26 protein-coding genes are annotated in these 26,682 nt (G+C 64.3%); 15 read left to right on the top strand and 11 right to left on the bottom strand.

Going from position 1 to position 26,682, the window contains the following annotated elements:
* Positions 1-147 precede the first annotated feature (147 nt).
* From bchF to idi, 15 genes are all read left to right on the top strand, one after another.
* Positions 148-687 carry a 2-vinyl bacteriochlorophyllide hydratase gene (bchF, locus tag AC1Q7F_RS15065; RefSeq protein WP_492508211.1) on the top strand — a complete coding sequence of 180 codons (540 nt, stop codon included), beginning with the start codon at positions 148-150 and terminating at the stop codon, positions 685-687.
* Positions 687-2,000 carry a ferredoxin:protochlorophyllide reductase (ATP-dependent) subunit N gene (locus AC1Q7F_RS15070; RefSeq protein WP_492508213.1) on the top strand — a complete coding sequence of 438 codons (1,314 nt, stop codon included), beginning with the start codon at positions 687-689 and terminating at the stop codon, positions 1,998-2,000. Before bchF ends, AC1Q7F_RS15070 begins: the two co-directional genes overlap by 1 nt.
* Positions 1,997-3,523: a ferredoxin:protochlorophyllide reductase (ATP-dependent) subunit B gene (gene bchB / locus AC1Q7F_RS15075; RefSeq protein ID WP_492508215.1), complete on the top strand. Its 1,527-nt coding sequence runs from the start codon at positions 1,997-1,999 to the stop codon at positions 3,521-3,523. The genes AC1Q7F_RS15070 and bchB overlap by 4 nt, the downstream gene beginning before the upstream one ends.
* Complete coding sequence (locus AC1Q7F_RS15080) at positions 3,495-7,268, top strand: magnesium chelatase subunit H (protein WP_492508216.1); 3,774 nt, start codon at positions 3,495-3,497, stop codon at positions 7,266-7,268. Before bchB ends, AC1Q7F_RS15080 begins: the two co-directional genes overlap by 29 nt.
* A 107-nt stretch (positions 7,269-7,375) precedes the next feature.
* Complete coding sequence (gene bchL / locus AC1Q7F_RS15085) at positions 7,376-8,194, top strand: ferredoxin:protochlorophyllide reductase (ATP-dependent) iron-sulfur ATP-binding protein (RefSeq protein ID WP_492508355.1); 819 nt, start codon at positions 7,376-7,378, stop codon at positions 8,192-8,194.
* Between the two features lie 13 nt (positions 8,195-8,207).
* Entirely contained in the window at positions 8,208-8,921 is a 714-nt protein-coding gene (gene bchM, locus AC1Q7F_RS15090; RefSeq protein ID WP_492508218.1) for a magnesium protoporphyrin IX methyltransferase, read from the top strand.
* Positions 8,918-10,357, top strand: coding sequence for a BCD family MFS transporter (locus tag AC1Q7F_RS15095; RefSeq protein WP_492508220.1), 1,440 nt, complete (start codon positions 8,918-8,920; stop codon positions 10,355-10,357). The genes bchM and AC1Q7F_RS15095 overlap by 4 nt, the downstream gene beginning before the upstream one ends.
* Positions 10,358-10,392: 35 nt before the next feature.
* Entirely contained in the window at positions 10,393-11,178 is a 786-nt protein-coding gene (puhA, locus tag AC1Q7F_RS15100) for a photosynthetic reaction center subunit H (protein ID WP_492508222.1), read from the top strand.
* The gene (gene puhB / locus AC1Q7F_RS15105; protein WP_492508224.1) at positions 11,175-11,846 is read left to right on the top strand and encodes a photosynthetic complex putative assembly protein PuhB; all 672 of its coding nucleotides are present in this window, start codon (positions 11,175-11,177) and stop codon (positions 11,844-11,846) included. The genes puhA and puhB overlap by 4 nt, the downstream gene beginning before the upstream one ends.
* Before the next feature lie 9 nt (positions 11,847-11,855).
* On the top strand, positions 11,856-12,353 hold the full coding sequence (gene puhC / locus AC1Q7F_RS15110) for a photosynthetic complex assembly protein PuhC (RefSeq protein WP_492508226.1): 498 nt from the start codon (positions 11,856-11,858) through the stop codon (positions 12,351-12,353).
* Complete coding sequence (locus AC1Q7F_RS15115) at positions 12,350-12,655, top strand: hypothetical protein (RefSeq protein WP_492508228.1); 306 nt, start codon at positions 12,350-12,352, stop codon at positions 12,653-12,655. Before puhC ends, AC1Q7F_RS15115 begins: the two co-directional genes overlap by 4 nt.
* Entirely contained in the window at positions 12,652-13,758 is a 1,107-nt protein-coding gene (acsF, locus tag AC1Q7F_RS15120; RefSeq protein ID WP_492508230.1) for a magnesium-protoporphyrin IX monomethyl ester (oxidative) cyclase, read from the top strand. Before AC1Q7F_RS15115 ends, acsF begins: the two co-directional genes overlap by 4 nt.
* A 6-nt stretch (positions 13,759-13,764) precedes the next feature.
* Complete coding sequence (gene puhE, locus AC1Q7F_RS15125; protein ID WP_492508232.1) at positions 13,765-14,586, top strand: putative photosynthetic complex assembly protein PuhE; 822 nt, start codon at positions 13,765-13,767, stop codon at positions 14,584-14,586.
* A gap of 33 nt (positions 14,587-14,619) precedes the next feature.
* Positions 14,620-15,837 carry a 5-aminolevulinate synthase gene (hemA, locus tag AC1Q7F_RS15130; protein WP_492508234.1) on the top strand — a complete coding sequence of 406 codons (1,218 nt, stop codon included), beginning with the start codon at positions 14,620-14,622 and terminating at the stop codon, positions 15,835-15,837.
* Between the two features lie 15 nt (positions 15,838-15,852).
* Complete coding sequence (gene idi / locus AC1Q7F_RS15135; RefSeq protein ID WP_492508236.1) at positions 15,853-16,395, top strand: isopentenyl-diphosphate delta-isomerase; 543 nt, start codon at positions 15,853-15,855, stop codon at positions 16,393-16,395.
* A 210-nt stretch (positions 16,396-16,605) separates the two neighbouring features.
* Here idi and pufC read toward each other — a convergent pair whose 3' ends face one another.
* From pufC to AC1Q7F_RS15190, 11 genes are all read right to left on the bottom strand, one after another.
* Entirely contained in the window at positions 16,606-17,715 is a 1,110-nt protein-coding gene (gene pufC / locus AC1Q7F_RS15140) for a photosynthetic reaction center cytochrome PufC (RefSeq protein ID WP_492508238.1), read from the bottom strand.
* A 13-nt stretch (positions 17,716-17,728) separates the two neighbouring features.
* Positions 17,729-18,691 (bottom strand): photosynthetic reaction center subunit M, encoded by a 963-nt coding sequence (pufM, locus tag AC1Q7F_RS15145; RefSeq protein ID WP_492508240.1) that lies wholly within the window; start codon positions 18,689-18,691, stop codon positions 17,729-17,731.
* Positions 18,692-18,703: 12 nt separating this feature from the next.
* Positions 18,704-19,549, bottom strand: coding sequence for a photosynthetic reaction center subunit L (pufL, locus tag AC1Q7F_RS15150; protein ID WP_492508242.1), 846 nt, complete (start codon positions 19,547-19,549; stop codon positions 18,704-18,706).
* Positions 19,550-19,663: 114 nt separating this feature from the next.
* On the bottom strand, positions 19,664-19,861 hold the full coding sequence (gene pufA, locus AC1Q7F_RS15155) for a light-harvesting antenna LH1, alpha subunit (RefSeq protein ID WP_492508244.1): 198 nt from the start codon (positions 19,859-19,861) through the stop codon (positions 19,664-19,666).
* Between the two features lie 12 nt (positions 19,862-19,873).
* Positions 19,874-20,095: a light-harvesting antenna LH1, beta subunit gene (pufB, locus tag AC1Q7F_RS15160; protein WP_492508246.1), complete on the bottom strand. Its 222-nt coding sequence runs from the start codon at positions 20,093-20,095 to the stop codon at positions 19,874-19,876.
* Between the two features lie 116 nt (positions 20,096-20,211).
* Positions 20,212-20,433 (bottom strand): hypothetical protein, encoded by a 222-nt coding sequence (locus AC1Q7F_RS15165; protein WP_492508248.1) that lies wholly within the window; start codon positions 20,431-20,433, stop codon positions 20,212-20,214.
* A gap of 45 nt (positions 20,434-20,478) precedes the next feature.
* Positions 20,479-21,921 carry a chlorophyllide a reductase subunit Z gene (bchZ, locus tag AC1Q7F_RS15170; RefSeq protein ID WP_492508250.1) on the bottom strand — a complete coding sequence of 481 codons (1,443 nt, stop codon included), beginning with the start codon at positions 21,919-21,921 and terminating at the stop codon, positions 20,479-20,481.
* On the bottom strand, positions 21,915-23,474 hold the full coding sequence (bchY, locus tag AC1Q7F_RS15175; RefSeq protein ID WP_492508252.1) for a chlorophyllide a reductase subunit Y: 1,560 nt from the start codon (positions 23,472-23,474) through the stop codon (positions 21,915-21,917). Before bchY ends, bchZ begins: the two co-directional genes overlap by 7 nt.
* A 12-nt stretch (positions 23,475-23,486) precedes the next feature.
* A complete protein-coding gene (locus AC1Q7F_RS15180; RefSeq protein ID WP_492508357.1) occupies positions 23,487-24,458 on the bottom strand; it encodes a chlorophyllide a reductase iron protein subunit X in 972 nt (323 codons plus the stop codon).
* Between the two features lie 35 nt (positions 24,459-24,493).
* Entirely contained in the window at positions 24,494-25,432 is a 939-nt protein-coding gene (bchC, locus tag AC1Q7F_RS15185) for a chlorophyll synthesis pathway protein BchC (protein WP_492508254.1), read from the bottom strand.
* A 108-nt stretch (positions 25,433-25,540) separates the two neighbouring features.
* Positions 25,541-26,644 (bottom strand): methyltransferase, encoded by a 1,104-nt coding sequence (locus tag AC1Q7F_RS15190; RefSeq protein ID WP_492508256.1) that lies wholly within the window; start codon positions 26,642-26,644, stop codon positions 25,541-25,543.
* Positions 26,645-26,682 lie beyond the last annotated feature (38 nt).

Here is a 26,682-nt window from a genome sequence, read left to right on the forward strand (position 1 = left end):
CACGAGCGAGCCCTCAGACAATGGCCGGCTTAACGGGAGATGTAAATAAATATTTACGTCAACTTAGATTGACACTTTTGCCGTGACGAGGATACTCTTATCCATCTCGATGACCCTGCGACATGCGGGCGGGGAGAAGGAGAGAGCGTGATCGGCACGATCCAGCAACAGCGTCCCGGCCCGGCACTTTACAGTGACGAGGAAAGGCAGCGGCGCGATGCGAGCGGATGGACCCTGGTTCAGGGTGTTCTGGCTCCTGTCCAGTTCCTGGTCTTTCTGATCAGTCTGGGATTGATCGCCCGCTACCTGTCGACGGGTGACGGGCTGGCGATGGCGCAGATGTCGGTGGTGGTCAAGACGCTGACCCTCTACGCCATCATGATCACCGGCTCGATCTGGGAGAAGGAGGTGTTCGGCGTCTATCTCTTCGCCCGGCCCTTCTTCTGGGAAGATGTCTTTTCCATGCTGGTCCTGGCTCTGCACACCGCCTATCTGGTGGCGCTGTGGGCCGGCGCGCTGAATGCTGGCGGCCTGATGCTGTTGGCACTCGCCGCCTATGCCACCTACATCGTCAATGCTGGACAGTTTATCTGGAAACTGCGGCTGGCGCGGCTGGATGCGGCGCGGCGGGCGGTTGCAGCGGCCGGTGGCATGGCTGCCGGCCTGTCGGCGGCGGGGAGGGTTTGATGAGCCTGCCCCAACTTGCCACCTGCACCGAGCCGCCGGCCGTCGCTCAGCCCATCCGCCAGCGCGGTCAGCATGAGGTATTCTGCGGCCTCACCTCCATCATCTGGCTGCATCGCAAGGTGCAGGACGCGTTCTTCCTGGTCGTGGGGTCACGGACCTGTGCGCATCTGCTGCAATCGGCGGCGGGCGTGATGATCTTTTCCGAACCGCGCTTCGCCACCGCCATTATGGAAGAACGGGATCTGGCCGGGATGGCCGACATGCATGACGAGTTGGACGCGGTGGTGGCCCGGCTGCTGGAACGCCGGCCCGATATCCGCATGTTGGTGCTGGTCGGTTCCTGCCCGTCGGAAGTGATCAAGTTTGATCTGACACTGGCCGCCACCCGGCTCAACGCCGCGCACGCCCCGCGCCACCGCGTCATCGCCTATTCCGGCAGCGGCATCGAAACTACCTTCACCCAGGGGGAGGATAATTTCCTGGCCGCCCTGATCGCCGACAAGACGGCGATGCCGTCTGGTGCCGCGCCTGCCAAACTGCTGGTGGTCGGTTGTCTGGCAGATGTGGTGGAGGATCAGTTCTCCCGCCTGTTTGCCGAACTGGGCCTGACCGGCGTGTTGTTCCTGCCGGGCCGTGACGCCATCAAGGGGCTGGCGATTGGGCCGAATACCCGCTTCATCCTGGCCCAACCCTATCTGGGGGCCACGGCTGCCGCCCTGGAAGCGCGCGGGGCCCGGCGTATCGATGCCATTTTCCCGCTGGGTGCGGAAGGGACGTCGGCCTGGCTGCGTGCCATCTGCACCGCTTTCGGGGTGGATATGGCGCGGTTTGATGCCGTGGCGGCACAGCCGCGCCGTCGCGCGGCGCAGGCCATGGCCCACTACCGGCCCTGGCTAGAAGCACGCCGCGTCTTTTTCTTCCCCGACTCCCAGATGGAGCCGTCACTGGCCCGGTTCCTGTCGCGGGAGATGGGGGCGGACCTGATCGAGGTCGGCAGCCCCTATCTGCATCGCGAGCATGTGGCCGGCGAACTGGCCCTGCTGCCGGCGAGTGTGGTCATCTCCGAAGGGCAGGATGTCGATCGGCAGATCGAGCGCTGCCGCGATGCCAATCCCGATCTGATCGTCTGCGGCCTCGGCCTGGCCAACCCGTTCGAGGCGGAGGGGCGGGTCAGCAAATGGTCCATCGAGTTCAGCTTCACGCCCATCCAGGGCTTTGAGCAGGCCGGTGATCTGGCCGAGCTGTTTGCCCGTCCCCTGATGCGCAACGCCATCCTCAATGGCGGCGGCGACCGTCGGGAGGTGGTGCGATGAAGCTGTCCATGTGGACCTATGAAGGCCCGCCGCATGTCGGCGCCATGCGCATCGCCGCTTCAATGCAGGGTGTGCATTATGTGCTGCACGCGCCGCAGGGCGATATCTATGCCGATCTGCTGTTCACCATGATCGAGCGGCGGCAATCGCGTCCGCCTGTCACCTACACGACCTTTCAGGCCCGCGATCTGGCCGGATCGACGGCCGATGTGTTCAAGACCGCCTGCCGTGAGGCCGTGGCCCGCTTCGCGCCCGATGCGCTGCTGGTGGGCGCGTCCTGTACGGCGGAACTGCTGCAGGATGATCCCGGCGGGTTGGCCCGCACGCTGGATGTGCCGGTGCCGGTGGTGCCGCTGGAGCTGCCATCCTATCAGAAGAAGGAAAACTGGGGTGCTGCGGAGACGTTCTATCGTCTGGTCCGCGCCTTCGTGGGCCGTGCGCCGCGCCCGGAGAACATTCCGGCCAACAGCTGCAACATCCTGGGCCCGACCTCGCTGGGTTTCCGCTGCCGTGATGATGTGACGGAGATTGTCCGGCTGCTGGCAGAGGAGGGGCTGGATGTGCGTGTCGTGGCCCCGCTGGGTGCGACGCCGGCCGATCTGGCCCGCCTGCCGGAAGCGGCCTTCAACATCGTCCTTTATCCGGAAATCGCCGATGTCACAGCCCGCTGGCTGAAAACCGCGCATGGCATGCCGTTCATTTCCACCATTCCCATCGGCGTGGGGGCCACGGAACAGTTCCTGGCCGAAGTGCGGGCCCTGGCCGGCCTGCCGGCGCGGCAGGCCCCATGCCGCGACCGCCTGACCTGGTACAGCCGCTCCATCGATAGCAACTATCTGACCAACAAGCGGGTTTTCATCTTCGGCGATGCCACCCACGCCATCGCCGCTGCCCGCATCGCGTCGGAGGAGCTTGGGTTCCGCGTCTGCGGCCTGGGCACCTATATGCGCGAATTTGCCCGCGATGTGCGCGACGCGGCGGCCAGATACGGGGTGGAGCCGCTGATCAGCGACGACCATCTGGAGGTGGAGGCTGCCATCATTGCCGCCCGGCCCGAACTGGTGCTGGGCACACAGATGGAACGCCACATCGCCAAACGGCTGCGCGTGCCCTGCGCTGTCATCTCAGCGCCCACGCATGTGCAGGATTTCCCGGCCCGCTATTCCCCGCAGATGGGGTTCGAAGGGGCGAATGTCATCTTCGACAGCTGGGTCCATCCGCTGATGATGGGGCTGGAGGAGCATCTGCTGCAGATGTTCCGCGACGATTTCGAATTCAATGACGGTGCCGCCGCCTCGCACCTGCATCCGCAGGCACCCGCCGTCGAGCCGGCGGCAGTCGTGGCTGCCGCCACTGGAGCCATCGCCACCTGGTCGCTGGAGGCCGAGAGGGAACTGCAGAAGGTTCCGTTCTTTGTCCGGGGCAAGGCCCGGCGCAATACCGAGCTCTTTGCCAAGGGCAAGGGGATACACCCTATCACCGTGGAGACGCTGTATGACGCGAAAGCCCATTTCGCCCGCTGACAGCACCCCGGTTCGGGTGGTGCTGGTCACGCTGGATAATCACATTGTGGCGGCCGTGGATGCCGCCCGTCTGGCGCTGACGCGGGAATTGCCGGGGCTGACGCTGACGGTGCATGCCGCCACCGATTGGGCGGAGAATGCGGGCCGGCTGGCTGCCTGCCGGTCGGATATTCTGGTGGGCGACATCATCATCGTCTCAATGATCTTCGTGGAAGAGCATGTGAAGGCCATCGCCGACGTGCTGGAGGCCCGGCACGGTGAATGTGACGCCATGGTCTGCTGCATGTCCGTCGGCATGATCATGAAATTCACCACCATGGGCCGCTTCCGGATGAGCGGTGAGCAGAAGGGCCCGCTGGCCCTGCTGAAAAAGCTGCGCGGGTCCAGTTCGCGCGGCGGCAAGGACAGCGGCAAGACAGCGGGTGAACGCCAACTGGCCATGCTGCGCCGCCTGCCGCAGCTTCTGCGCTTCATCCCCGGCACCGCACAGGATGTGCGCAACTATTTCCTGACCCTGCAATACCGCATCGCCGCCTCGGAAGAGAATGTGGCCAACATGGTGCGGTTGCTGGTCGCCAAATATGCCAAGGACGACCGCAAGGGCCTGCAGGGCAAGGTCACCGTGGGCGATCCCGTCGAATATCCCGATGTCGGCCTGTACCATCCGCGCCTGAAGCCGCGTGTTACCACGCAATTGTCTTGCCTGCCGCAGCCGCCGGCCCATAAGGGGACAATCGGCCTGCTGCTGATGCGTACCTACATCCTGTCCGGCGATACCGCGCATTACGACCGGGTTATTGCGGCGCTGGAGGGGCGGGGATACCGTGTGGTGCCCGCCTTCTGCGCCGGTCTGGATATGCGCGGCGCCATCGACCGGTACATGGACCGGGCTGGCGGCGGGACATCCATCGACGCGCTGTGTTCCCTGACCGGGTTTTCGCTGGTGGGCGGCCCTGCCTATAGCGACAGTGCCGCAGCCGCGCGCACGCTGGGCAAGCTGGACGTGCCCTATCTCTCGGCCTTCGTGACGGAGTTCCAGTCCAAGGAAGGCTGGCAGAAGTCGAGCCAGGGCCTTACCCCCATCGAAACCACCCTGATGGTGGCGATCCCGGAACTGGATGGGGCCACGGGCGCCATGGTCATAGGCGGTCGGTCCGAAGGCGGAGCCAAGGCCAAGCCCTGCACCTGCGCCCGGCAATTGGGCGAATGCCCCGCCGCCCGCGCCTGCATGCAGCCGGATGAGGAACGTGTGTCCCTGCTGGCCGACCGCCTGGCCGCCCTGGTCGATCTGCGTCGCAAGCAGCGGCGGGAGCGGCGGATCGCCGTCACCCTGTTCAATTATCCGCCCAACAGCGGCAGCATCGGCACCGCCGCCTTCCTGGCCGTGTTCGAAAGCCTGCATGCCACGATGAAGCGGCTTTCCGCCGAAGGCTATGATGTTACGGTTCCCGACAGCGTGGACACGCTGCGCACCCTGCTGCTGGAAGGCAATGCCGTCTTTCACGGGATGGAGGCCAATGTCCATGCCGTCGTGACGGCGGACGACCATGTGCGCCGCGAACGCCATCTGGCCGATATCGAGGCGCAATGGGGGCCCGCACCGGGCCGCATCCTCAGCAATGGGCGCGGCATTTTCGTGCTGGGCCGGCAGTTCGGCAATCTGCTGGTCGGGCTGCAACCCTCCTTCGGGTATGAGGGCGACCCGATGCGGCTGCTGTTTGAGGGCGGGTTCGCCCCCAACCATGCCTTTGCCGCCTATTACACCTATCTGCGCGAAACGTTCCGCGCCGATGCCGTGCTGCATTTCGGCACGCATGGCGCGCTGGAATTCATGCCGGGCAAGCAGACGGGCCTGTCGGCCACCTGCTGGCCGGATCGTATCCTGGGCGCCTTGCCTAATTTCTATCTCTATGCCGCCAACAACCCGTCGGAAGGCTCCATCGCCAAGCGCCGGTCGGCGGCGACGCTGGTCTCCTACCTGACCCCGCCCATCACCCAGGCCGGGCTGTACAAGGGGTTGTCGGAGCTGAAGGCCGGCCTGGACCGTTATCGCGCGACAGAGCCCGATGCGGTGGCCGAACGCAGCCGCATGATGGCCCTGATCCGGGTGCAGGCCGAACAACTGGACCTCAGCCCCGCCCCGCCCGACGCCGACGAGGCGCAGGTGGTGCAATATCTGATGCAGCAGATGATGGAGCTTGAATATGCGCTGATCCCGCATGGGCTGCATGTCGCGGGCCAGGGTATGGGTCGCGCGGAACGCTTGGAACTGCTGGGTCATGTCGCCGCCGGCATGGAGGATGCGGCGTTCCTGCGCGACGATCCGGCCCTGGCCGCCGCCATTGTGGACCAGGATGGAAGCGCCATCGACAGGGCGCTGCGCGGTGCGAATGACGCCCGGAGCGCCACCGTGGCCCGCCTGTCGGTCCTGAATGCGGGCCTGCTGCACAATGAGGAACTGGACGGGCTGGTCCGCGCCCTGGATGGGCGGTTTATCATGCCGTCGCCCTCGGGCGACCTGCTGCGCACGCCCGATCTGCTGCCCACGGGCCGCAATATCCATGGCTTCGACCCGTTCGGCATCCCCAGTGCCTATGCGATGCAGGATGGGGAACGGCAGGCGGCGAAGGTGCTGGAGCGTTACCGTCAGATTGATGGGCGCCTGCCGGAAACGGTCGCCATCGTCCTGTGGGGGACGGACAATCTGAAGACCGGCGGTGCGCCCATGGCGCAGGCTCTGGCCCTGATGGGTGCGCGCCCTCGGCTGGATGCCTATAACCGGGTGTGCGGGGCGGAACTGATCCCGCTGGCGGAGTTGAAGCGGCCCCGCATCGATGCCGTCATGACCCTGTCCGGCATCTTCCGCGACCTGCTGCCGGTCCAGGCCAGCATGCTGGCGGAGGCCAGTTATCTGGCCGCCACGGCGGATGAGCCGGTATCGATGAACTATATCCGCAAACATGCCCTGGCCTATTGCGCGGCGCATGGCTGCGTGCTGGAGGCGGCCTCCTACCGCGTGTTCTCCAATGCCGAAGGGGCCTATGGCGCCAATGTCAACATGCTGATCGGTTCATCCGCCTGGACGGATGATGAGGAGATTGCCGAGACCTATACCCAGCGCAAGAGCTTCGCCATCAACCACAAGGGCAAGACCAGCAACCAGGCGGCCGTGCTGGACTCCATCCTCAGCGACGTGGACATGGCCTATCAGAATCTCGACTCTGTTGAGGTCGGTGTCACCACCATCGAACATTATTTCGATACGCTGGGCGGTCTGACCAAGGCGGTCTCAAGGGCCAAGGGTGATGCCACCCTGCCGGTCTTCATCTCTGACCAGACGCAGGGCGAAGGCAAGGTCCGCACGCTGGGTGAACAGGTGGCCCTGGAAACCCGCACCCGCACCCTGAACCCGAAATGGTTCGAGGGTATGTTGAAGCACGGGTACGAAGGCGTGCGTCATATCGAGGCGCAGGTGACCAACACGTTGGGTTGGTCGGCGACCGCCGGCGGCGTGGACCCCTGGGTATATGAACAGATGACCGAGACCTTCGTGCTCGACCCCCAGATGCGCCAGCGTCTGTCGAGCCTGAACCCCGCCTCCACGGCCCGCGTCGCGGCCCGGTTGATGGAGGCGCATGAGCGCAATTACTGGCAGCCGGACACCGAGACCCTCGCCGCCCTGAAACGGGCCGGTGAGGAGCTTGAGGACCGTCTGGAAGGCGTGGCAAGGGAGGCTGCCGAATGAACATACAGATCAACACAAAGACCGTGGAGCGCGATGCAAGGCTGATCCAGTCGTTGCGCGAACGCGCGGACGGGGAGGGCAGCGTTCAGGTCCATCTCGACCCGACCATGGAGATCGACGGCGCCAAGGTCTTTGCCGTCTATGGCAAGGGCGGGATCGGCAAATCCACCACCTCCTCCAACCTCGCGGTGGCCTTCTCCAAGCTCGGCAAGCGGGTGTTGCAGATCGGCTGCGATCCCAAGCATGACTCCACCTTCACCCTGACCAAAAGCCTGATCCCCACCGTCATCGACGTGCTGGAGAAGGTGGGGTTCCATTCGGAGGAGCTGCGGCCCGAGGATTACATGGTCCAGGGCTATAACGGCGTGCAATGTATCGAGGCGGGCGGACCGCCGGCGGGTACCGGCTGCGGCGGCTATGTGGTGGGGCAGACGGTCAAGCTGCTGAAGGAACATCATCTGCTGGATGATACCGACGTCGTGATCTTCGACGTGCTGGGCGATGTGGTCTGCGGCGGCTTTGCCTCACCGCTGCAACATGCCGAACGGGCCGTGATCGTGGCGGCCAATGATTTCGACAGCATCTTCGCCATGAACCGTATCGTGGCCGCCATCAAGGCCAAGTCAAAAAATTACGAGGTCCGGCTGGGCGGTGTCATCGCCAACCGGTCGCGGGAAACCGACCAGATCGACCGCTACAACGCCGCCATCGGGTTGAGGCGCCTGGCCCATATCCCGGACAGCGATCAGGTGCGCCTTAGCCGCCTGAAGAAAAGCACTTTGTTCGAGATGGGGGACAGCCCGGAGATCCTGGCCATTCAGCAGGAATATCTGCAACTGGCCGAGACGCTGTGGGCCGGAACGCCGGGGCTGTTGGTGGAGCCGATGAAGGATCGGCAGATCTTTGATTTCCTTGGGTTCGAGTGACGGGGAGCCCGCGATGATGCAAGTCGACCATATACGCCGGACCGGTGAGATCGAACATTACTTCGATCGCACCGCGCTGGACGCCTGGAAGAAGCTGACGGGTGAACAGCCGGTCAGCGGCATCCGTGCGACGGTCCGCCGGGGTCGCGACACGATGCGCCAGAACCTGATGGGCTGGCTGCCGAAGGATTTGACGGGCTGGCGCATCCTGGATGCGGGCTGCGGGTCGGGTGTGATGTCGCTGGAACTGATGGATCGTGGCGCCGATGTGCTGGGCATCGACCTGTCGGCCCAGATGGTGGATTTCGCCCGTCAGCGCGCGGCCGACCATCGCCCCGCCGGCGCGCGCGGGGGCACGGTGCGGTTCGACAGCGGCGACATGCTGGATGCGCGCCATGGCCGGTTCGATGCCGTGGTGGCCATGGATGTGCTGATCCATTATGACGCCGCACATGCCACGCAGGTGCTGGAACAGCTGGCATCGCGTACCGGTCGCAAGATGGTTTTCACTCTGGCGCCTGGGTCGCGCTTCCTGCGCACCATGCTGGCGGCGGGCCGCGCCTTCCCGCGTGGCAACCGCTCCCCCTCCATCTATCCGGTGGATACCGACGATCTGGTCGAGGCCCTTGTTGCCCGACCGGACATGAAGGGCTGGCTGGTCGGGCGGACGGAGCGGGTCTCCATCGGATTTTACAAATCCCAGGCGATGGAGATCTTCCGGCCATGAGCATGGGCGCCGCCAACCGCAGAATGATCGGCCTCTGGCAGAAGCTGGGGACCCGCTATATGCCGTTTGCGGATGCGGCGTCGGTGGACATGCCGCTGTCGCGCCTGCTGCGGCTGGCCCTGTTCCAGATCTCGGTCGGCTGCGTGCTGGTGCTGCTGAACGGCACCTTGAACCGGGTGATGATCGTTGAACTGGGTGTGCCGGTGGAACTGGTCTCGGCCGCCATCGCCATTCCCGTGCTGGCGGCCCCGTTGCGGCTGTTCTTCGGCTACCGGTCCGATGCGCACCGGTCGGTGCTGGGCTGGCGGCGTGTCCCCTATATCTGGCTGGGCAGCCTGTTGCAGTTCGGGGGGCTGGCCATCATGCCGTTTGCCCTGCTGCTGCTGCAATCGCAGACGGTGGGGCCGGAATGGGCAGGGGCGGCTGGGGCTTTCCTGGCCTTCATGCTGACCGGGTTCGGCATGCATATGTCCCAGACGGCGGGGCTGGCCCTGGCCAGCGATCTGGTCCCGGCGGAAAAGCGGCCACGGGTGGTGGCGCTGCTCTATGTCATGCTGCTGGTCGGGATGATCGGCGCATCGGCCTTCTACTCCGTAGCACTGGTGGATTTCTCCGCCATGCACCTGATCCAGGTGATCCAGGGGACGGCGGTCTTCACCATCGCGCTGAACGTCATTGCCATCTGGAAGCAGGAGGCGCGCAACCCCGCCCGGATTGCGGAGCGCGGCACCCGCGCCGGCTTCTGGGAAGCGCTAGGCCAGTATCGCAGCGATCCGGGCACCGTCCGCCTGCTGCTGGCCGTCGCGGTCGGATCGGCGGCCTTTTCCATGCAGGATATCCTGCTGGAACCCTATGGCGGTGAAATCCTGGGCATGTCGGTGGGGCGGACCACGCTGCTGACCGGCTTCTGGGCGGCGGGCACCATGGCCGGCTTCGCCTGGGCCGCGCACAGCCTGCAGGCGGGTGGGGAGATGTACCGTATCGCCGCGCGCGGCCTGCTGATCGGTATCACCGCCTTCTCCCTGATCATCCTGGCCGAACCGCTGGGGATGCGTGGCCTGTTCTATGGGGGCGCTGCCGCTGTCGGCCTGGGCGGCGGGCTGTTTTCCGTGGGCACGCTGCTGGGCGCCATGGCGCTGTCGGCGCGATCGGAAAGCGGCATTGTCGTGGGTGCCTGGGGGGCGGTTCAGGCCACGGCCATGGGCTGCAGCCTGCTGGCTGGCGGCATCATCAAGAACGGCGTCAATGCCCTGGCCCTGGATGGCCGTCTGGGCGAGGCGATGGTGACCCGGGCGGCGGGCTATCTCACCGTTTATGCGTTTGAAATCGTGCTTCTGTTCGTCTGCCTGGCCGTGATCGGCCCCCTGACGGGGCTGCGCTATCGGGCCAGCAATTCTGGTGACATGCGTTTGGGCCTGGTGGAGATGCCCGGCTGACCGCCGGTACCTGCGCCATCAATGGAGGGAAAAACATGACCGGTTCTCTCGGCGGCAACCTTGATGTGGCGCAGATGGTGCTCTACGCCTTCTGGATTTTCTTCGCGGGCCTCCTCTGGTATCTCCGCCAGGAGGACCGGCGGGAGGGTTACCCGCTGGAGGAGGATGCGACCGGGCGGTACAACAAGAAGCCGTTCCTGTTCATCCCGCCGAAGAAGACCTTCGTCTTGCCGCATGGTCAGGGCACCAAGCAGGCGCCGGACTTTGTGCGTGACACACGGCCGCTGTCGGCCAAGCGTTTTGCCAAGGCGCCCGGCTATCCGGTGGAGCCCGTGGGCAACCCGCTGCTGGCCGGCATCGGCCCCGGTTCCTGGGCGGAGCGGGCGGAACGGCCCGACATGACCGCCCATGGCGATCCCCGTATCGTGCCGCTGCGCCATGCCGAGGGTTTTGCCATCGCGCCAGGGCAGACCGACCCGCGCGGCCTGTCGGTCATCGCCTGCGACGGCCAGGTGGCCGGCACCGTCAGCGATGTCTGGGTGGACCGGTCCGAGCATCTGATCCGCTATTACGAGGTGGCGGTCGTTTCAGGCGGTGTGCCGCACACCGTGCTGCTGCCCAACAATTTCGTGGTGATCCGGACCGGGCGCGGCAACCGCCGTCAGCTCTATGTCCACGCCATCACGGCGGCACAGTTCGCCGACGTGCCGGCCACGGCCCAGGCGGCGACCGTGACCCTGCGGGAGGAAGACAAGATCGCCGCCTATTACGGCGCCGGTCTGCTGTACGCTGTCAGTGACAGACAGGAGTCGCTGCTGTGAAACAGTTCATCGCCCGTGAACATGAGATCGAGCCGGTTCCCGGCCTGCCGGGGCATCTTCCAGCGGGGGAGGACATCCTCTGGCAGGGGCGCCCATCGGCCCGGCTGGTGGTCAAGCATGTGCTGAAAGGCACCTGGATCGGTGGCTATTTCGTCGTGCTGGCGCTCTGGGCCGCGGTTGCCGGTGTGGCCGATGGCCAGCCGGCGGGCGGCATCCTGTTTTCGGTCGCCGTCCTGATCGGTCTGGCGGCACTGGCGCTGGGTCTGCTGGAACTGTTCGCCTGGGCGGTGGAGCGGACGACGCTGTACACCGTGACCAGCGAGCGCGTAGTGATGCGGTTCGGCGTCGCCTTGTCGATGACCCTGAACCTGCCTTTCGCCCAGATCGGCACGGTGGCGCTGGGCCGTCTGGGGGGCAGGAGCGGCACCATCGCCATGGCCCTGCGCAAGGGGTACCGCCTGTCCTGGATGGTGCAATGGCCGCATGTGCGCGGCTGGCGCTTCGCCTCGCCGGAACCCAGCCTGATCTGCCTGCCCGATGCCGAAGCCGTCGCCGCCATTCTGACGCTGGCCTATGGCCGGCATGCCAGCGCCCGGTCCGACCATCCGCGCCTGCTGGTGGCGGCCAATTCGGTTGCTACCGTCCTGCACACTGTCGATGCGGAATAGGAGGGGATGATGCGATCCGCGCTCAGCCTGGGTTATCTCGACAGCCGGAAGCGGCGGGGGACGAACCGGTTCCCGCGCTGGATATTGCTGTCCACCGCCACGCTTCTGATCTTCGCCACTGCCGCCGTGATGTTCGGTCAGGAGACCGGGATCGGCGTCGTGCGTGAGGAGGCCAGCCGCCCGGTCGCCATCCGTGACATCACCATCACCCGCGCACCGGGCGACAGGGTGATGGTCACGGATGCCGCAACGGGGGCGGTGATCGCCGATTATCCCGTTGACCAGGGTGGGTTCGTGCGGGGATCGCTGCGCGCCTTTGAACGGATGCGCGATGTGGCCGCAGCACCCAAGGACGCGCCCTACCGTCTGATCCGGTGGGAGTCCGGTCGGGTCAGCCTGTCTGACACGGCGACGGGTGAGCGCATCTATCTTGACGCTTTCGGCCGCGACAATGCAGCAGCGTTTGCCGCCCTGCTGGGCCTGCAACAAGGGGGACCAAAGCCATGAACCCTGTCTTTGCCCTGATGCGACGGCGCGAGATCGTCGATTGCACGGTCGAGATCAACAATAATTTCGAGGCGCTGGGTGCGCATCTGCGCTTCGACAATGGCACCATCATCCATCCGGGTGACGAGGTGCTGGTCCATGGCGCACCGGTGCAGGTCCCCTATGGCCAAAGCCGCAGCTTCCGCCGGCAGGCCACCATCACCCGGGCCGGCGCGCTGGAACGGGCCTGGACCCGGGCCACGGGCGACCTGGACATGCTGGAACTGTGCGAATTCAACTTCACGGAGAGGGCATTGTCATGAGCCACGCATTGAAGGCCGATCTCCAGGACCATGAATCCTCCATCGAGGAAAAGCTGGCGGCCGTGAACGACACCACGCGCAGCGCGCTGGTTTCCACCATGCTGGCGCCGCGTTTCTACACCACCGATTTCGACGAAATGGATCGGATCGATGTGGAGCCGGTGCGGGCGGAATGGGATGCCCTGATCGCCCAGATGCGCAGCGACCCCAACCGCGGACATTTCCGCCGCAATGCCGATTGGGACAATATCAATATCAACGATCTTGAGCCGGCGCTTCGGGAAGAGCTGATCGATTTCCTGGTTTCCTCCCTGACATCGGAATTTTCCGGCTGCGTGCTGTACAAGGAAATGAAGCGCCGGGGCACCAACAAAGAAATCTGTGAGCTGTTCGGCTATATGAGCCGGGATGAGTCCCGCCATGCCAGCTTCATCAATGATGCGCTGAAGGATTTCGGCATCGGCGTCAATATGGGCTTCCTGGCCAAGGCCAAGAAATACACCTACTTCAAGCCGAAGTTCATTTATTACGCCACCTACCTGTCGGAAAAGATCGGCTATGCCCGTTACATCACCATCTTCCGCCATCTGGAGAAGAACCCGGACCGCCGGTTCCACCCGATTTTCAAGTGGTTCAAGGAATGGTGTAATGACGAATTCTCACATGGCGAGGCCTTCTCCCTGATCATCCGCTCCGATGCGCGGCATATGCAGGGGGTCAACAAGCTGTGGATCAAGTTCTTCCTGCTGGCCGTCTTTGCCACCATGTATGTGCGCGACCATATGCGGCCGGCCTTTCACGCCGCCATGGGCGTGGATATCGATGATTACGATATGCGGGTCTTCCGCCTGACGTCGGAGATTTCGCGCCAATGCTTCCCGCTGGTCCTGGATCTGGACAGCCCGGCCCTGTGCGAGGGGTTCCGGCGCATGGAGCGCATCAACCGCCGCATGATGGCCGCCAGGCAGCGCGGCGGCGTGGTGGGCGCGGTCGGTAAGGCCTGGTGGGCGGCGGCGGCGGGTATCAACTTCCTGCGCATGTATGCGATACCGGCCAAGACGAACGCGATCCCCGCAACCTCGCGCCTGCTGCCGGTCTGGTAGGGCGCCATGGAAATCACCAACCCGGTCATCGTTGTGCTGATCGCCATCATGGTCTGGTGGCTGTCGACCGGGCTTGTGCTGGCCATGGTGCATCGGACCGAGCGCGGCAACTGGGGGCCGGGACAGGTGATGCCGTTGATGACACTGTTCGGTGTCGCCGGCATTGGCCTGATGTGGATCGGCGCGCAGGAGATGACGTCCTTCGGCTCCTATGCCGGGTTCTTCGGGGCCTTGCTGGTGTGGGCCTGGCATGAGGCGGCGTTTCTGACCGGCGTGCTGATGGGTGGACGGTCGGGCGAATGCCCGCCGGCCCTGTCGGGCTTCGCCCGGTTTCGGGCGGCGTGGGAAGCGATCTGCGATCATGAGATCGCCATTCTGATCACCGGGCTTGGGCTTTGGCTGCTGCTGGCAGACAACCCCAACCTGTTCGGTCTGGCGGCCTTCGGTCTGCTGTGGGGCATGCGGATTTCCGCCAAGCTGCTGATCTTCTTCGGTGCGCCCAACGCGGTGAGTGAGTTGATGCCAAGCCGCATCGCCCATCTGAAAAGCTATTTCAGGACGGATCGCCTGACACCGCTTTTCTACCTGCTGATGGCGGGGGCGGTGGGCCTGTTCACGCTGCTGGTCATCGCGGCCAACGAGGCGACACAGGATCATTCTGTGGTCGGGCACTCATTGCTGGCGACCTTCATGGCGCTGGCCATCCTTGAACATCTGGTTCTTGTCCTTCCCGTTTCCGATACGGCGCTCTGGCGCTGGGCGGTGCCGGGTGGGGGCAAACATGGCCGCCCGCCCATCGTCGGGCCGGCGGCCGACAAACGGCAATAAATCTGGGATACAGGGACGGAAAGGGGATTGAAAATGGACGTTTTCGCTCACATGCAACAGGCATTGCGCGACTTGAAGACAGCGGGCAATTACCGTGTCTTCGCCGAACTGGAGCGTCAGTGCAGTGCCTTTCCCAGGGCGACCGTCCATCGGGCCGAGGGCGAGACGGGGGAGGTCACCGTCTGGTGCTCCAATGATTATCTGGGCATGGGCCAGCACCCGAAGGTGACGGCCCGGATGACGGAGATCATCGCCAAATGCGGGGCGGGGGCCGGCGGCACCCGCAACATTTCCGGCACCAACCATTACCATGTCCAGCTGGAGAAGGAACTGGCCGACCTGCATGGCAAGGAGGCGGCGCTGATCTTCACCTCCGGCTATGTCTCCAACTGGGCCGCACTGGGCACCCTGCTGTCGCGTATTCCGGGGATCATCGTCTATTCCGATGCGCTGAACCATGCCTCGATGATCGAGGGCATCCGGCATTCCGGCTGTGAGCGGCGCGTCTTCCGGCACAATGACTACCGCCATCTGCGCCAACTCATGGCGGCCGACGATCCCAAGCTGCCCAAGATGGTGGCGTTTGAATCCGTCTATTCCATGGATGGCGATATCTCCCCCATGCGCGAGATCTGCGATGTGGCCGATGAGTTCGGCGCCATCACCTATCTGGACGAAGTGCATGGCGTCGGCATGTACGGGGCTCGCGGCGGCGGTGTGGCCGAACGCGAGGGGCTGATGGACCGGATCACGGTCATCGAGGGCACGCTGGGCAAGGCCTATGGCTGCATGGGCGGCTATATCACCGGTTCAGAGGTTCTGGTGGATTTCGTCCGCTCCTTCGCGTCGGGCTTCATCTTCACCACAGCCCTGCCGCCGGCACTGGCGGCAGGTGCCACGGTGGCCATCCGGCATCTGAAGGAAAGCCAGATCGAACGCACGCGCCACCAGGCCGTGGTGGCCCAGGTCCGTCATGCCCTTGATGCCCGCGGCATCCCGCATATGTCCAATCCCAGCCATATCGTGCCGGTGATGGTGGGTAACGCCGCCAAGTGCAAATGGATCTCCGACATCCTGCTGGATCAGTTCGGCATCTATGTGCAGCCGATCAACTACCCCACCGTGCCGGTGGGTACGGAACGGCTGCGCATCACGCCGACGCCGCTGCATACCGACGCCGACATTCGCCACTTGGCCAATGCACTGTCGTCGCTCTGGTCGCAATGTGCGTTGGCACGGCAAGTCGCCTGATCACGGGAGACAGCCATGGGCATGATCGAGAGGCCGATCGTCATTCCGGCGGTGGCCGCCGACGGATCGCTCTATCCGATCGAGAAGATGCATGCCCATATCACGGGCCAGCTTCATCTGGCGGTTTCGGTCTTCGTCTTTGACGGCGACCTGCTGCTGCTTCAGAGGCGGGCCCGGGGGAAGTATCATTGCGGTGGGCTGTGGGCGAATACATGCTGCAGCCATCCCCATTGGCGGGAGACGGTGGAAGATTGCGCCGCCCGCCGGCTGAACGAGGAACTGGGCATCTCGCTGCCGCTGAACCGGCACCTGACCGTCGATTATGAGGCCGATGTCGGCGACGGCCTGCGCGAGCATGAGCGGGTGACATTGTTCAGCGCATCGGCTGACCGCACCCGTCTGGTGCCGTCGCCCAACCCTGAAGAGGTTGAGGCGACGCGCTGGATCAGCCTGAGCAACCTTCGGCGCGAAATCGCGCGCGATCCGCAGCGTTTCACACCCTGGCTGCGGATCTATCTGGACCGGTTTCCGGACCTGTCCTTCGATCAGGCAGCCTGATCGCCCCTATTCCCGCCTGATGAAAACCGAAGACCTGTCAGCCGGACAGGTTCCGGACCCGCACGACATTGTGCGTTGTCTGCCTGACAAGCGCCCTGCAAAGAAGAAAAAAGGGGGAGCCACATGGGGCTCCCCCTTTGGAGTTGTCGCTGTCATGGGGGAACGACGCGGCCCATGACAGGGTCGCTGCGGGCCCGGCCCGCAGGTCCCTTACGGCTGGGTTATGGACGTTGTGGCGCCGCCGCCCAGCATCTCGGTTTTGCCAGGAATATAGGTGCTGAAATTGGGCACGTCGGTCGAGCCCTTGACCGCCACGGCGTCGATATAGTCCTTCAGCATGGACACGCCATAGAGCGGCTTCTGCACGCCATTGTGACAGGTCCCGCAGCCAATCTTCAGGACATCACCCTCCGGTCCCTTGCGGTTGGCGGGGAAGACGGGGGTTAGCCCTTGCATGTAATTGACATTCAGATGGCGGGCCAACTTGATGCCGTGCCAGGCGGTGACCCGCTGCGGCGGGCTCTGGTCCCAATCATTGAAGGCGCGGGTATTGTGGCAGGTCGTGCAGTTCACACCGAGGGATTCCGACATGTGCAGCATCAGCGACCATGTTTCTTCGGTTTCCTTGGTGCCGGCGGTGTTGCCGCCGGTGGGAAGGGCCGTGGTTGAATGGACCCGGATCGGCTTGTCGCCCACCAGATAGTCCAAAAGGGCGTTCTGCGACATGGCGGTTTTGCCGGCATTGACCGCGACGACATTCTGGCCGCTGCGGTTGGAGGTCATGTTGCCCGCCGGCTTCGGATCCAGGGTGGTGCTCCAGACCTGCGCCGGCACACCCTTGCCTTGGTGGCAGGTATAGCAGGTGACGCCGGTTTCGCCGACATGCGCCTTCCAGTCGACATTGATCGACTGGGTCATCTGGATCATGCGGCGGGCGACAACTTTTTGATAGACCTCATCCGACGCCAGGTTTTCCGGATTGTGGCAGTAGTTGCAACCCGCCTCCGGTGCCACCCATTCGGTGATGGAGGCCATGAACTGGTTGAACTGGTCGCCGGACAGATGGCCCAGAACCTGGACATTCTGATAAAGGGCGGAGGCCTTGTCGCCGAACGGATCGGCCTGCCATGGGGCGGGCGGGGCGACATTGGCAGCCTTCAAGGCTGCCTCCGTCTCCACGTCGCGATGGTGGTACATGCCGGTGCCGCGGAAACCGATCTGTTCGCTGGCCACGGGCGGTGCGTCCCAGCCGGCGCCGACGAAGCTGGCCACGGCCAGCAAGGCGCCGGCGGAGGTGGCGAATGGTAACCAGAGTTTCATGGTCCTCCCTCCCTTATTGCGCCGGATCGACGACGTTGGGCCACATGTCGGGCAGCGGTGAGACAAGCCCGTGGTTGACGCCCCACAGGTACCAATTGTCGACCACGGTGCCGGTCAGCAGGATGCCGATGCCGCCCGTCAGCGGGGTGAGGATGGCGAACCACCAGGCCCAGCGATGCACGGATTCCATGGTGGCGTTGAAACCCATCGTCCAGCGCCAGAACAGGGCAGCCCGTTCCGAGGCGGTGCCGCGGTCGGTGATCTGCTCCAGCTCCCGCTCGCCGCCATATTTGCCGACCGCCAGGATCGTCGCGCCATGCATGGCGAACAACAGGACGGAGCCATAGAGGAAGACGATGGAGAGGCAGTGGAACGGGTTGTAATAGAGATTGCCGTAGCGGATTGAGAAGGCCGCCGTCCAGTCCAGATGCGGGAAGATGCCGAACGGCACCGCCTCTGAGAAGTTGCCCATCAGCAGCGGACGGATGAAGCCCAGCACCAGGAACAGCCAGATGGCCGAGGCAAAGGCCCAGGCGACATGCGTGCCCATTTCCAGCTGCCGGGCGCGGCGATAGACCCGCACCCACCAGAGCAGCACGGACAGTGTCAGGAAGAAGCCGGCGATCAGCCACCATCCGCCTTCCGCCAGGGGCGGCAGCACCTTCAGCCCATATTTGGCCGCCGGCGGCTCCAGGCCCAGCCAGAAAAGCTGCCGGACGAATTCAATCGGATCCCAGCCGACCGAGGCCAGCATGTTGAGACCGATGATCTCAAACGCGATGAAGCCGAAGACCAGCGACAGGGTGCCCAGATATCCCAGATAGATCGGCCCGATCTGGGCATTGCCGATGATGCCGAACAGACGCACGAAGAATGGTTTTCCGCTACGCGGACTGTCCCCCCGGGGCAGCGGCATGCCTTCTTCGGCCGGGCCGCTGACTTGGATCGGGGTGATGATGTTCTGATATTGTGCCATCACACGTCCTCCTCAGCGCCAGATCGGAAGTTCAAGCCACCAGTTCCACCACTGGGGCCAGCCCTTGTTCCAGAAGGGCCCACTGATGATGATGCAGACCGCACTCCAGAACCCGGCATTCAGCGCCAGGATCAGGCCCAGCCGGTGAATGCCCAGCGTGCCGATCGAATAGCCGATGATGTCGCGGAAGAAGGTGTCTTCATATTCCGGAGTCTTCACCTCGGCTTGGCCGCCCGGTTCATCAAGGGCGGCACCCGGATTGGCGGCCGACAGGATCAAACCGCCATGCAGCGACAGCGCGAATGTCGTCGTGAAGAAGAACGACACGGCGATCATGTGCGCGGGATTATAATGGAAGTGCAGATACTGGTACCCGACATTCGACACCCAGTCGAGGTGACTGAAGATGCCGTACGGAAAACCGTTCCCCCAGGCGCCCAGCAGCAGCGGGCGGAAGACCACCAGCGTCGTATAGGCGAAGATGGCGAAGGAGAAGGCAAACGGTACGTGATAGCCGATCCCCAGCTTGCGGCAGATCTCCACCTCCCGCAATGCCCAGGAGATGAAGGCCCCCAGCGCGCAGACGGTGATCAATTGCCAGAGCCCGCCCTGTTTCAGGGGCGCCAGGGCCAGACCGTAGGAGAGGTCGGGTGGGGCGATGGAAATCTGCCAGATGTTCCAGGTGGGGCCGATGGCCGCGCCATACAGGATCAGGGCCGTGCCCAAGGTGGCGAAAAAGGCGGTGGTGACGCCGAAGAACCCGACATAGAAGGGCCCGACCCAGAAGTCGAACAGGTCGCCGCCGATCAGCGTTCCACCACGCACGCGATATTTGCGTTCAAAACTGAGCAGCGCCATGTACGTGCCCTCCGAGAGAGGCCAGCCAGTTGGTCATCCAGTTGGCGATGTCTTTTGATGAAGGTTGGCGGCGGGCGGGGCCGTCACCGGCCACGCCTGCTGCCGTCCTGGGTCTCAGCCGATGCTCTGTTGATCCGCATCCTGGAAAAGCGAATGTTCGATCGCGCTGGTCTTGAGGGGCTTGCCCTCCAGCCAGTTGAACCGTTCAGTGCTCAACAGGATGAAATGGATCAGGATGGCGAGCGTGAACAGAAACACGGACAGTGCGACCAGCGTCTTGCGCGGATCGAACATCAGCCAGATTCTCCACATGTCGCTTTCTCCCTAGCCGATCATCGGCAGAAGTGATTGTGCCGTCTGGGAAATGCCTTCGAGAGAGGCATAGCCATTCGGCCCAGGGATCCATGGACGCCACATCCAGACCAGAACATGCGCGGCGATCGCGATCACCGTGAAGATCAGGAAGCCTTGGATGAAGAACGAATGGACCTCGCGAGCTTCGCTTTCGGTCAGACCCGAAAGTGAGAGGTTTGATGAGTCAGCCATCAAATTCACCTCCTAGTCTCGAATGCCGCGGCACCCCCGCGGCGGGGTTCCGGCGGTGCCGCCGAAGCAGCGCTGCCGGGTTTTTGACGGTGTCGAGCACACCGGCAAGCAAGGAGTTACACGTTGAACGCGTAACCGATGGCGGCGTGGGCCGACGAGCGGGCCTCGGCAAAGATAGAGTGCGCGGGGTGTGCGCCTTCGCGGTCGAAAACCAGGGTGATCCGGCCCATCATCGCGGCGACCAGGCAGAGCGGGTAGAAAATCAGGAAGACGAGGCGCATTTCCACGCGCTCCAACTGGCGGTCCCTTGCCGCGCCGTGTCCGATGCTGAATGTCATCTCATCCTCCCGCTGCCGTCCCCCGACGGCATCTTGATTACGTCTTTACGCGTGTACGCTGGCGGCCCCTTTGACATGGCCCACCGTGACCAAATGCGCGCCATCCCGGCGCGCCTCGCGCTCCGCCGCCTCGCGCAGGCGCTTGGCCGCCGAAATCCGGACCAGGACGGGCTCAGCGCTGATCCGCTGTTCCAAAAGCGCCTGGGCATCCGGCGACCAGGGCAGCGCGCTGCCGGCACGTGTCGTCGTGGGCTCGATGGCGTCCAGTTCTCCCGCCCGGGGCAGGATGTCGAACAGCATGTCGAACAGGGAATTGCAGACCTCCTGGATCAACCAGGACGCCCCGGAATAGCCCATGACCGGCGTGCCGGTATGGCGGCGGACGATGGCGCCGGGATAGGAGAGCTGGATGAACTTGCCGCGCTGGCCGCGTTCGGCCATGTACATGCGCTCATTGAACGACCCGAACATGATCATCGGTGGCTTGCCCGTGACCATGTCCTGCACCGCATCATTGTCGGTCTTGACCCCCGGCTTTCGCTGTATCGCGAAGGCGCAGGGCAGGCCCATCTCCTCTTCCAGGAAATTGCGCACGCCCCGCGTATAGGTCTCGCCCGCCACCACGGCGAAACTGGCCGTACCGAAGAAATCCTGTGTCACCGAACGCCACAAATCCCAAAGCGGCTTCAGCGTCGTGTGCTTTTCACGGCGGATGAAGGGCTCCGGGTCCAGCCCCAGCATCTCGCCCAACTGGCGCAGGAAGGCCGTGGTGGAATGGATGCCGATGGGTGCCTGCAGATAGGGCCGGTCCAGGCTTTCGCACAGCAGGCGTCCGAATTCGCGGTAAAGGCAGATATTGGCATCGGCATCAGCCAGCTTACGCACATCATCCACATGGCTTCCCAGGGGGAAGACCATGTTGATCTCCGCCCCCAACCCCTCAACCAGCCTGCGGATTTCGGCTAGGTCGGACGGCATGTTGTAGGTGCCATAGATCGGGCCGATGATATTGACCCGCGGCTTGGCCCCTTCCGGGCGGCGGCGCGGGGCAGGGACCTTGCCGCCCTTCGGCCCGAACTCCGTCCACAGCCATTTCAGGGCGCGGTCGGCGCTCTGCCACTGATCCTCATCGATGGTGCGTGGCAGGAAGCGAACGATATTCGACCCTTCCGGCGTCACGCCACCGCCGATCATCTCGGCAATCGACCCGGTGACGACGACGGCCGGAAGGTTCGGGTCCAGCGCCAGCCGTGCCCGTTTCATGGCCCCTTCGGTGCCATGGCGGCCCAGCTCATCTTCCGACAGGCCGCTGACCACGATGGGCAGCTCATGCGGGGGCAGGGCGTCGGTATAGTGCAGGACGGAGGTGACGGGCAGATTCTCGCAGCCCACCGGGCCGTCGATGATCACCTGCAGCCCCTTGATCGCCGTAAAGGCGTAGACGCTGCCCCAATAGCCGCCGGCTCTGTCATGGTCGAGGATCAGCATCCGACGCTATCTCCATTCTCGACCGCATTGCGCGATTGGTTGACACGGGCGCCGTATTTGCGACGGAATGCGCTGCGGTCCTGGGGCACGTCTTCCCAGATGCCGGCGGCATCGCCCGTGCCGACCCCTTCGAAGAACGCGTTCATGGCATCGAAACGCGGCTTGTTGGCGATGGCCGCGTTGATGACCGACGGCAGGGACCCCGGCCCGGCCGGACCCATCAGGGGACGGGCGGAGATCAGGTTGGTGAAGTAAAGTGCCGGCGTTGCTGCCTCCTTGGCCTTCTGCACCACCGGCGTGGTGCCGATGGCCAGATCGGGCTTGAATTCCGCAAACGCCGCCAAATCCTGTTCCAGCGAGGCGCGAAAGCGGATGATCACGCCCTTGGCCGCCAGCCATTCCGCATCGTCACTGTTGTAGGGCGTCTTCGGACACGCCGTGCCGACATAGCGCAGGTCCGCACCCAGTTCGACCAGCAGGCGCCCAACCAGCAATTCCGACCCTTCATAGCCCGACAGGGTAATGCGCCCCTTGATGCGGTTGGCGGCAAGGCCCGCCGAAATGGCAGCGCGCATGGCGTTGCGGGTCTGATCGATCCGGCCCTGTGGCACTCCGCACTGCTGCCCGATGGCCGACAGCCAGGCGTCGGTGCCGTCCAGGCCGATGGGGGCAGAGCCGACGATGGGCCGGCCGGCAGCGGTGAATTCCCGAAAGGTCGCCGTATAGAACGGGTGGATGGCGGCCACGACCGCGCAGTCCAGCGCACCATAAAGGTCGCGCCATTCGCGCACCGGAATGGTCGGCCCCACGGCCAGCCCCATCGGGTCCAGCATGCTGCCGATCACCACCGGGTCGGCGGGGAACATTTCGCCCACCAGCGTCACCGTCGGCTTGTCCTTCAGGCCCGCACGTGGCATCTGCACCGGCCCGGCTTCCGCCTCCTGCCGTGCATAGGCCAGCATGGCGCCCGACAGCACATCCTTGGCCTCCGCATGCGTGGGCACACCGAAACCCGGCACGTCGATCCCGATGATGCGGACCCCGTCAATCTCCTTCGGCAGCATTTTCAGCGGCACGCCAGAGGCGGTGGGAACGCAGAGATTGGTGACGATGACGGCATCGAACCGACCCGGATCGGCCATCAGATGCACCGCCTCGACGATATCCTCGTACAGTTTGCCGGTGACCAGCGTCTCCGAGCTGAACGGCACATAGCCAACGGAGCGCTTGGCGCCATAGAAATGCGAGGTGAAGGTGAGGCCATAGACGCAGCAGGCTGAGCCCGACAGAATGGTACCCACCCGCCGCATGCGCAGGCCCACCCGTAATGACCCAAAGGCCGGGCACATGGATTGCGGCTGGTCGTGCGGCCCCTTGGGGTAATCGCGTTCCAGCCGGTCCATCACCTCGTCATTGCCGGCCGCACGGGCGGCGGCACGCGACAGTTCGACACCACCATGGCACCCGGCGGCAGTGGCAAAGTGTCCGTCGTCCCCCGAAAGGGCCGTCTCGCCGGCAGCGTCGCGTGTGAAGTCCAAAGGCTGGTCGTCCATCTTGTGTGCCCCTCAGACCCGGTCATAGATGACTTCGAGCGAGGCGCGTTTCAGCGCACCCGCAGGGCACATATCCTCCGGCGTCGCCGGCTCAAGCTGGAAACTGCCGCCCGTCTGGCTGGCATCGAACAGGCCCAGCAGGCCGTCCTGGTCCAGCGGGCGCGGCAGCACCGGCGGAGCTTCCGCCAGATTGATCGACAGCGCTTCGAACAGCGGACCCCAGCGATTGTCGGGCGTGCCGATGATCTGGTAATTGGCGCTTTTGCGTCGGATATCCTCGTCCTGCGGGATGGAGGCCAGGACCGGGATACCGACCGCATCCGCAAAGGCCTGCGCCTCACCGGTGCCGTCATCCTTGTTGATGACCAGCCCCGCCACCCCGACATTGCCGCCCAGATTGCGGAAATACTTCACCGCCGAGCAGACATTGTTGGCGACATAGAGCGACTGGAGATCGTTGGAGCCGACCACCACGACCTTCTGGCACATGTCGCGGGCGATCGGCAGGCCGAAGCCGCCGCAGACCACGTCGCCCAGGAAATCCAGCAGGACAAAGTCGAAATCCCATTCATGGAAGCCCAGCTTTTCCAGGGTCTCGAACCCATGGATGATGCCGCGCCCGCCGCAGCCGCGGCCCACTTCCGGCCCGCCCAGTTCCATCGCGAAGACGCCATCGCGCTTGAAGCAGACGTCGGAGATGGACACTTCCTGGCCCGCATCCTTGCGGCGCGACGCCGTCTGGATGATGGTGGGGCAGGCGCGACCGCCGAACAGCAGCGAGGTCGTGTCGCTTTTCGGATCACAGCCGATCAGCAGCACCTTCTTGCCCAGCTGTGCCAGCATGTAGGACAGGTTGGCCAGCGTGAAGCTCTTGCCGATGCCGCCCTTGCCATAGATGGCGATGATCTGGGTTTGCTTGGTGACCTTGCCGACATGCGGCGCATCGGGTTCGATGGCCGCCTCTTCACGCAGGCGCCTGCTCATGGTTTTCGGGCTGCTGCGGACGTCCAGATCAAGGCTCATGCGGCTTTCCTCCAGTCGATCACCATTTTCAGGCAGCCGAAATCGTTGAACGCGGTTGCGTAGGCCGATGACGCCTGGGCCGGCGCGGCCCGGTGCGTCAGCAACCCGTCAAGGGACAGGCGCCCGGTTTCCACCAGGCCGATAACGGCGGAAACATCCTCGGGACGGAATTCCGCCGCGATGGACAGGGTCAGTTCCCGCATGAAGGCGGGGGCGAAGGCATAACCGACCCGCTCCCCATAAAACCCGGCCAGGATCAGTTCCGCCGGCTTGCGCAGCCGGGTGATAATGGCGTCGATGGCGTCGGCATCACCGCTGGCATCGATGGCCGTGCCATAGCGGGCGTCGCCATCATCACCGGGATCCACCACCGCATAGCCGGTGGCGCCCGTGCGACGGGCGGCGGCGGTTTCCCAGACAACCGGGGCGGCAGAACCCAAGGCCATCACCGTGCGGGCGATCAGGCGGCCCAGCACGCCATGGCCCACGACCAAGCCAACCGGCCCCTGCGCCCGCCGCACCGCACGGTGCGCCGTTGCCGCCAGGGCCAGCAGCACCCCGTTATCCTGCAGGTCGGAACCGATCTCGAACACCCGTGCGCCAGGCACGACCAGGGTGGAGGCATTGGCCCCGAACAAGCCCGCCGCATCGGCATAGCAGCTGGCACCGGGAACAAAGACCAGGGTGCCGATCCGGTGGCCGGAGTCCGAACCGGCGTGGATGATCTGCCCGACCGTCTCATAACCCGGTACCAGCGGATAGGACATGCCGGGGAAGCGAGGCATTGTGCCCTGGAACAGCATCTTCTCCGTGCCCGTGGAAACACCACTGGCGATGGTTTCGACCACGACGTCTCCGGGGCCTGGAGCGTGGAGAGCCAGCCGCCGAATGGCGACCTCTCCCGGTTTCTCGAACACCACAGCCGTCGCGTACATTCCGGCGCTTCTCCAGGGCAAACGATCCGATTATGTTGATGTCATATTAAGTTGACACATAAAGCTGTCAATTAATATTTACACTTTTCGAGTTAGCGGTGCTTGGGCTTATCGGCGCGCGGTCACAATGGTGGCGATCAGCGGGTTTGGCGTGGCGAGGATGCGGATGGATTGAAAGCCGGTTGCTGACAGGAAACCGGCGATTTCCCGCGCACTGCGGCAGCGTCCCGATCCCATGGCCAGGAAATAAACACCAAAATACGCCGCTGACAGCCGGGCCCCCTCGCTGGGCCCGTCCATGGCTTCGGCAATGATCAGGGTGGTGCCGGGTCGCAGCGATCGGTGAAGATTGGCAAGGATGGTTTCCACCCGCGAATCGTCGTGATCACAGAGCACCCGGACCAGGGTTACGCAATCGGCATCGCCCGGCACCGCGTCGCGGCTGAAATCGCCGTCATGGACCTGCGCCCGTCCGCCCAGGCCCAGCGTGTCCAGGTGTTTTGCCGCGCGTGCGGCCACGGCGGGAAGGTCGAAGAGACGCAGACCAAGGCCGGGATGGGCATCGGCCGCGGCGGCCAGAAACGCGCCATCGCCGCCGCCCACATCCAACAGCACGCGGTAGGGACTGAAATCATGGCTGGCCAGGATGCAATCGGCCATCATGGCCTGGCTCTCCCGCATCAAGGTGGAATAGCCTTCCACCTCCACAGGCATTGGCCCGTCGGCACCCATCTCCCGCACATAGGCCCAGTACTGGCGCAACTCCGTCTGCGCCCCGCCTGTGCGCAGCAACTGGTCGGGATCGGTCAGGTCGCGGTAGAGCATGGCATGGTGGCGCACCATGGCATCCAGCCCCCGGTCGGCCGCCAGGATCACGCCGGCATCGTCCAGGACCCACAGGTCAGGGCTGATCTCGATCAGCAGGTCCAGCGCGGCATTGGCGCGCAGCAACAGGCGTACCCGTTCTTCCGGCAATGACAGCCGGTCGGCCAGGGAGGCGGTCTTCAGCGCCTGATTCAGCAGCGCCCTGTACAGGCCCAGCCGTACCCCGGCCAGTAGCACCTGGGAGAAGATGAAGCCACCGGTGAGGCGGAACAGCGTGTTGGCCTTGGCGTTGCCGATGGTGCGCAACAGCGGCAGCTGCGCGATCCATCGCCGGACCCCCGGCGCGGCGACCATCCGGTTGCGCCACAGCCGAAGGCGCAGCGCCAAAGGCATTCTTCCCGCGTCGGGCGCGTGCGTTGCCATGC

Source organism: Niveispirillum sp. GW835-FHT14G11, from assembly GCF_058793615.1.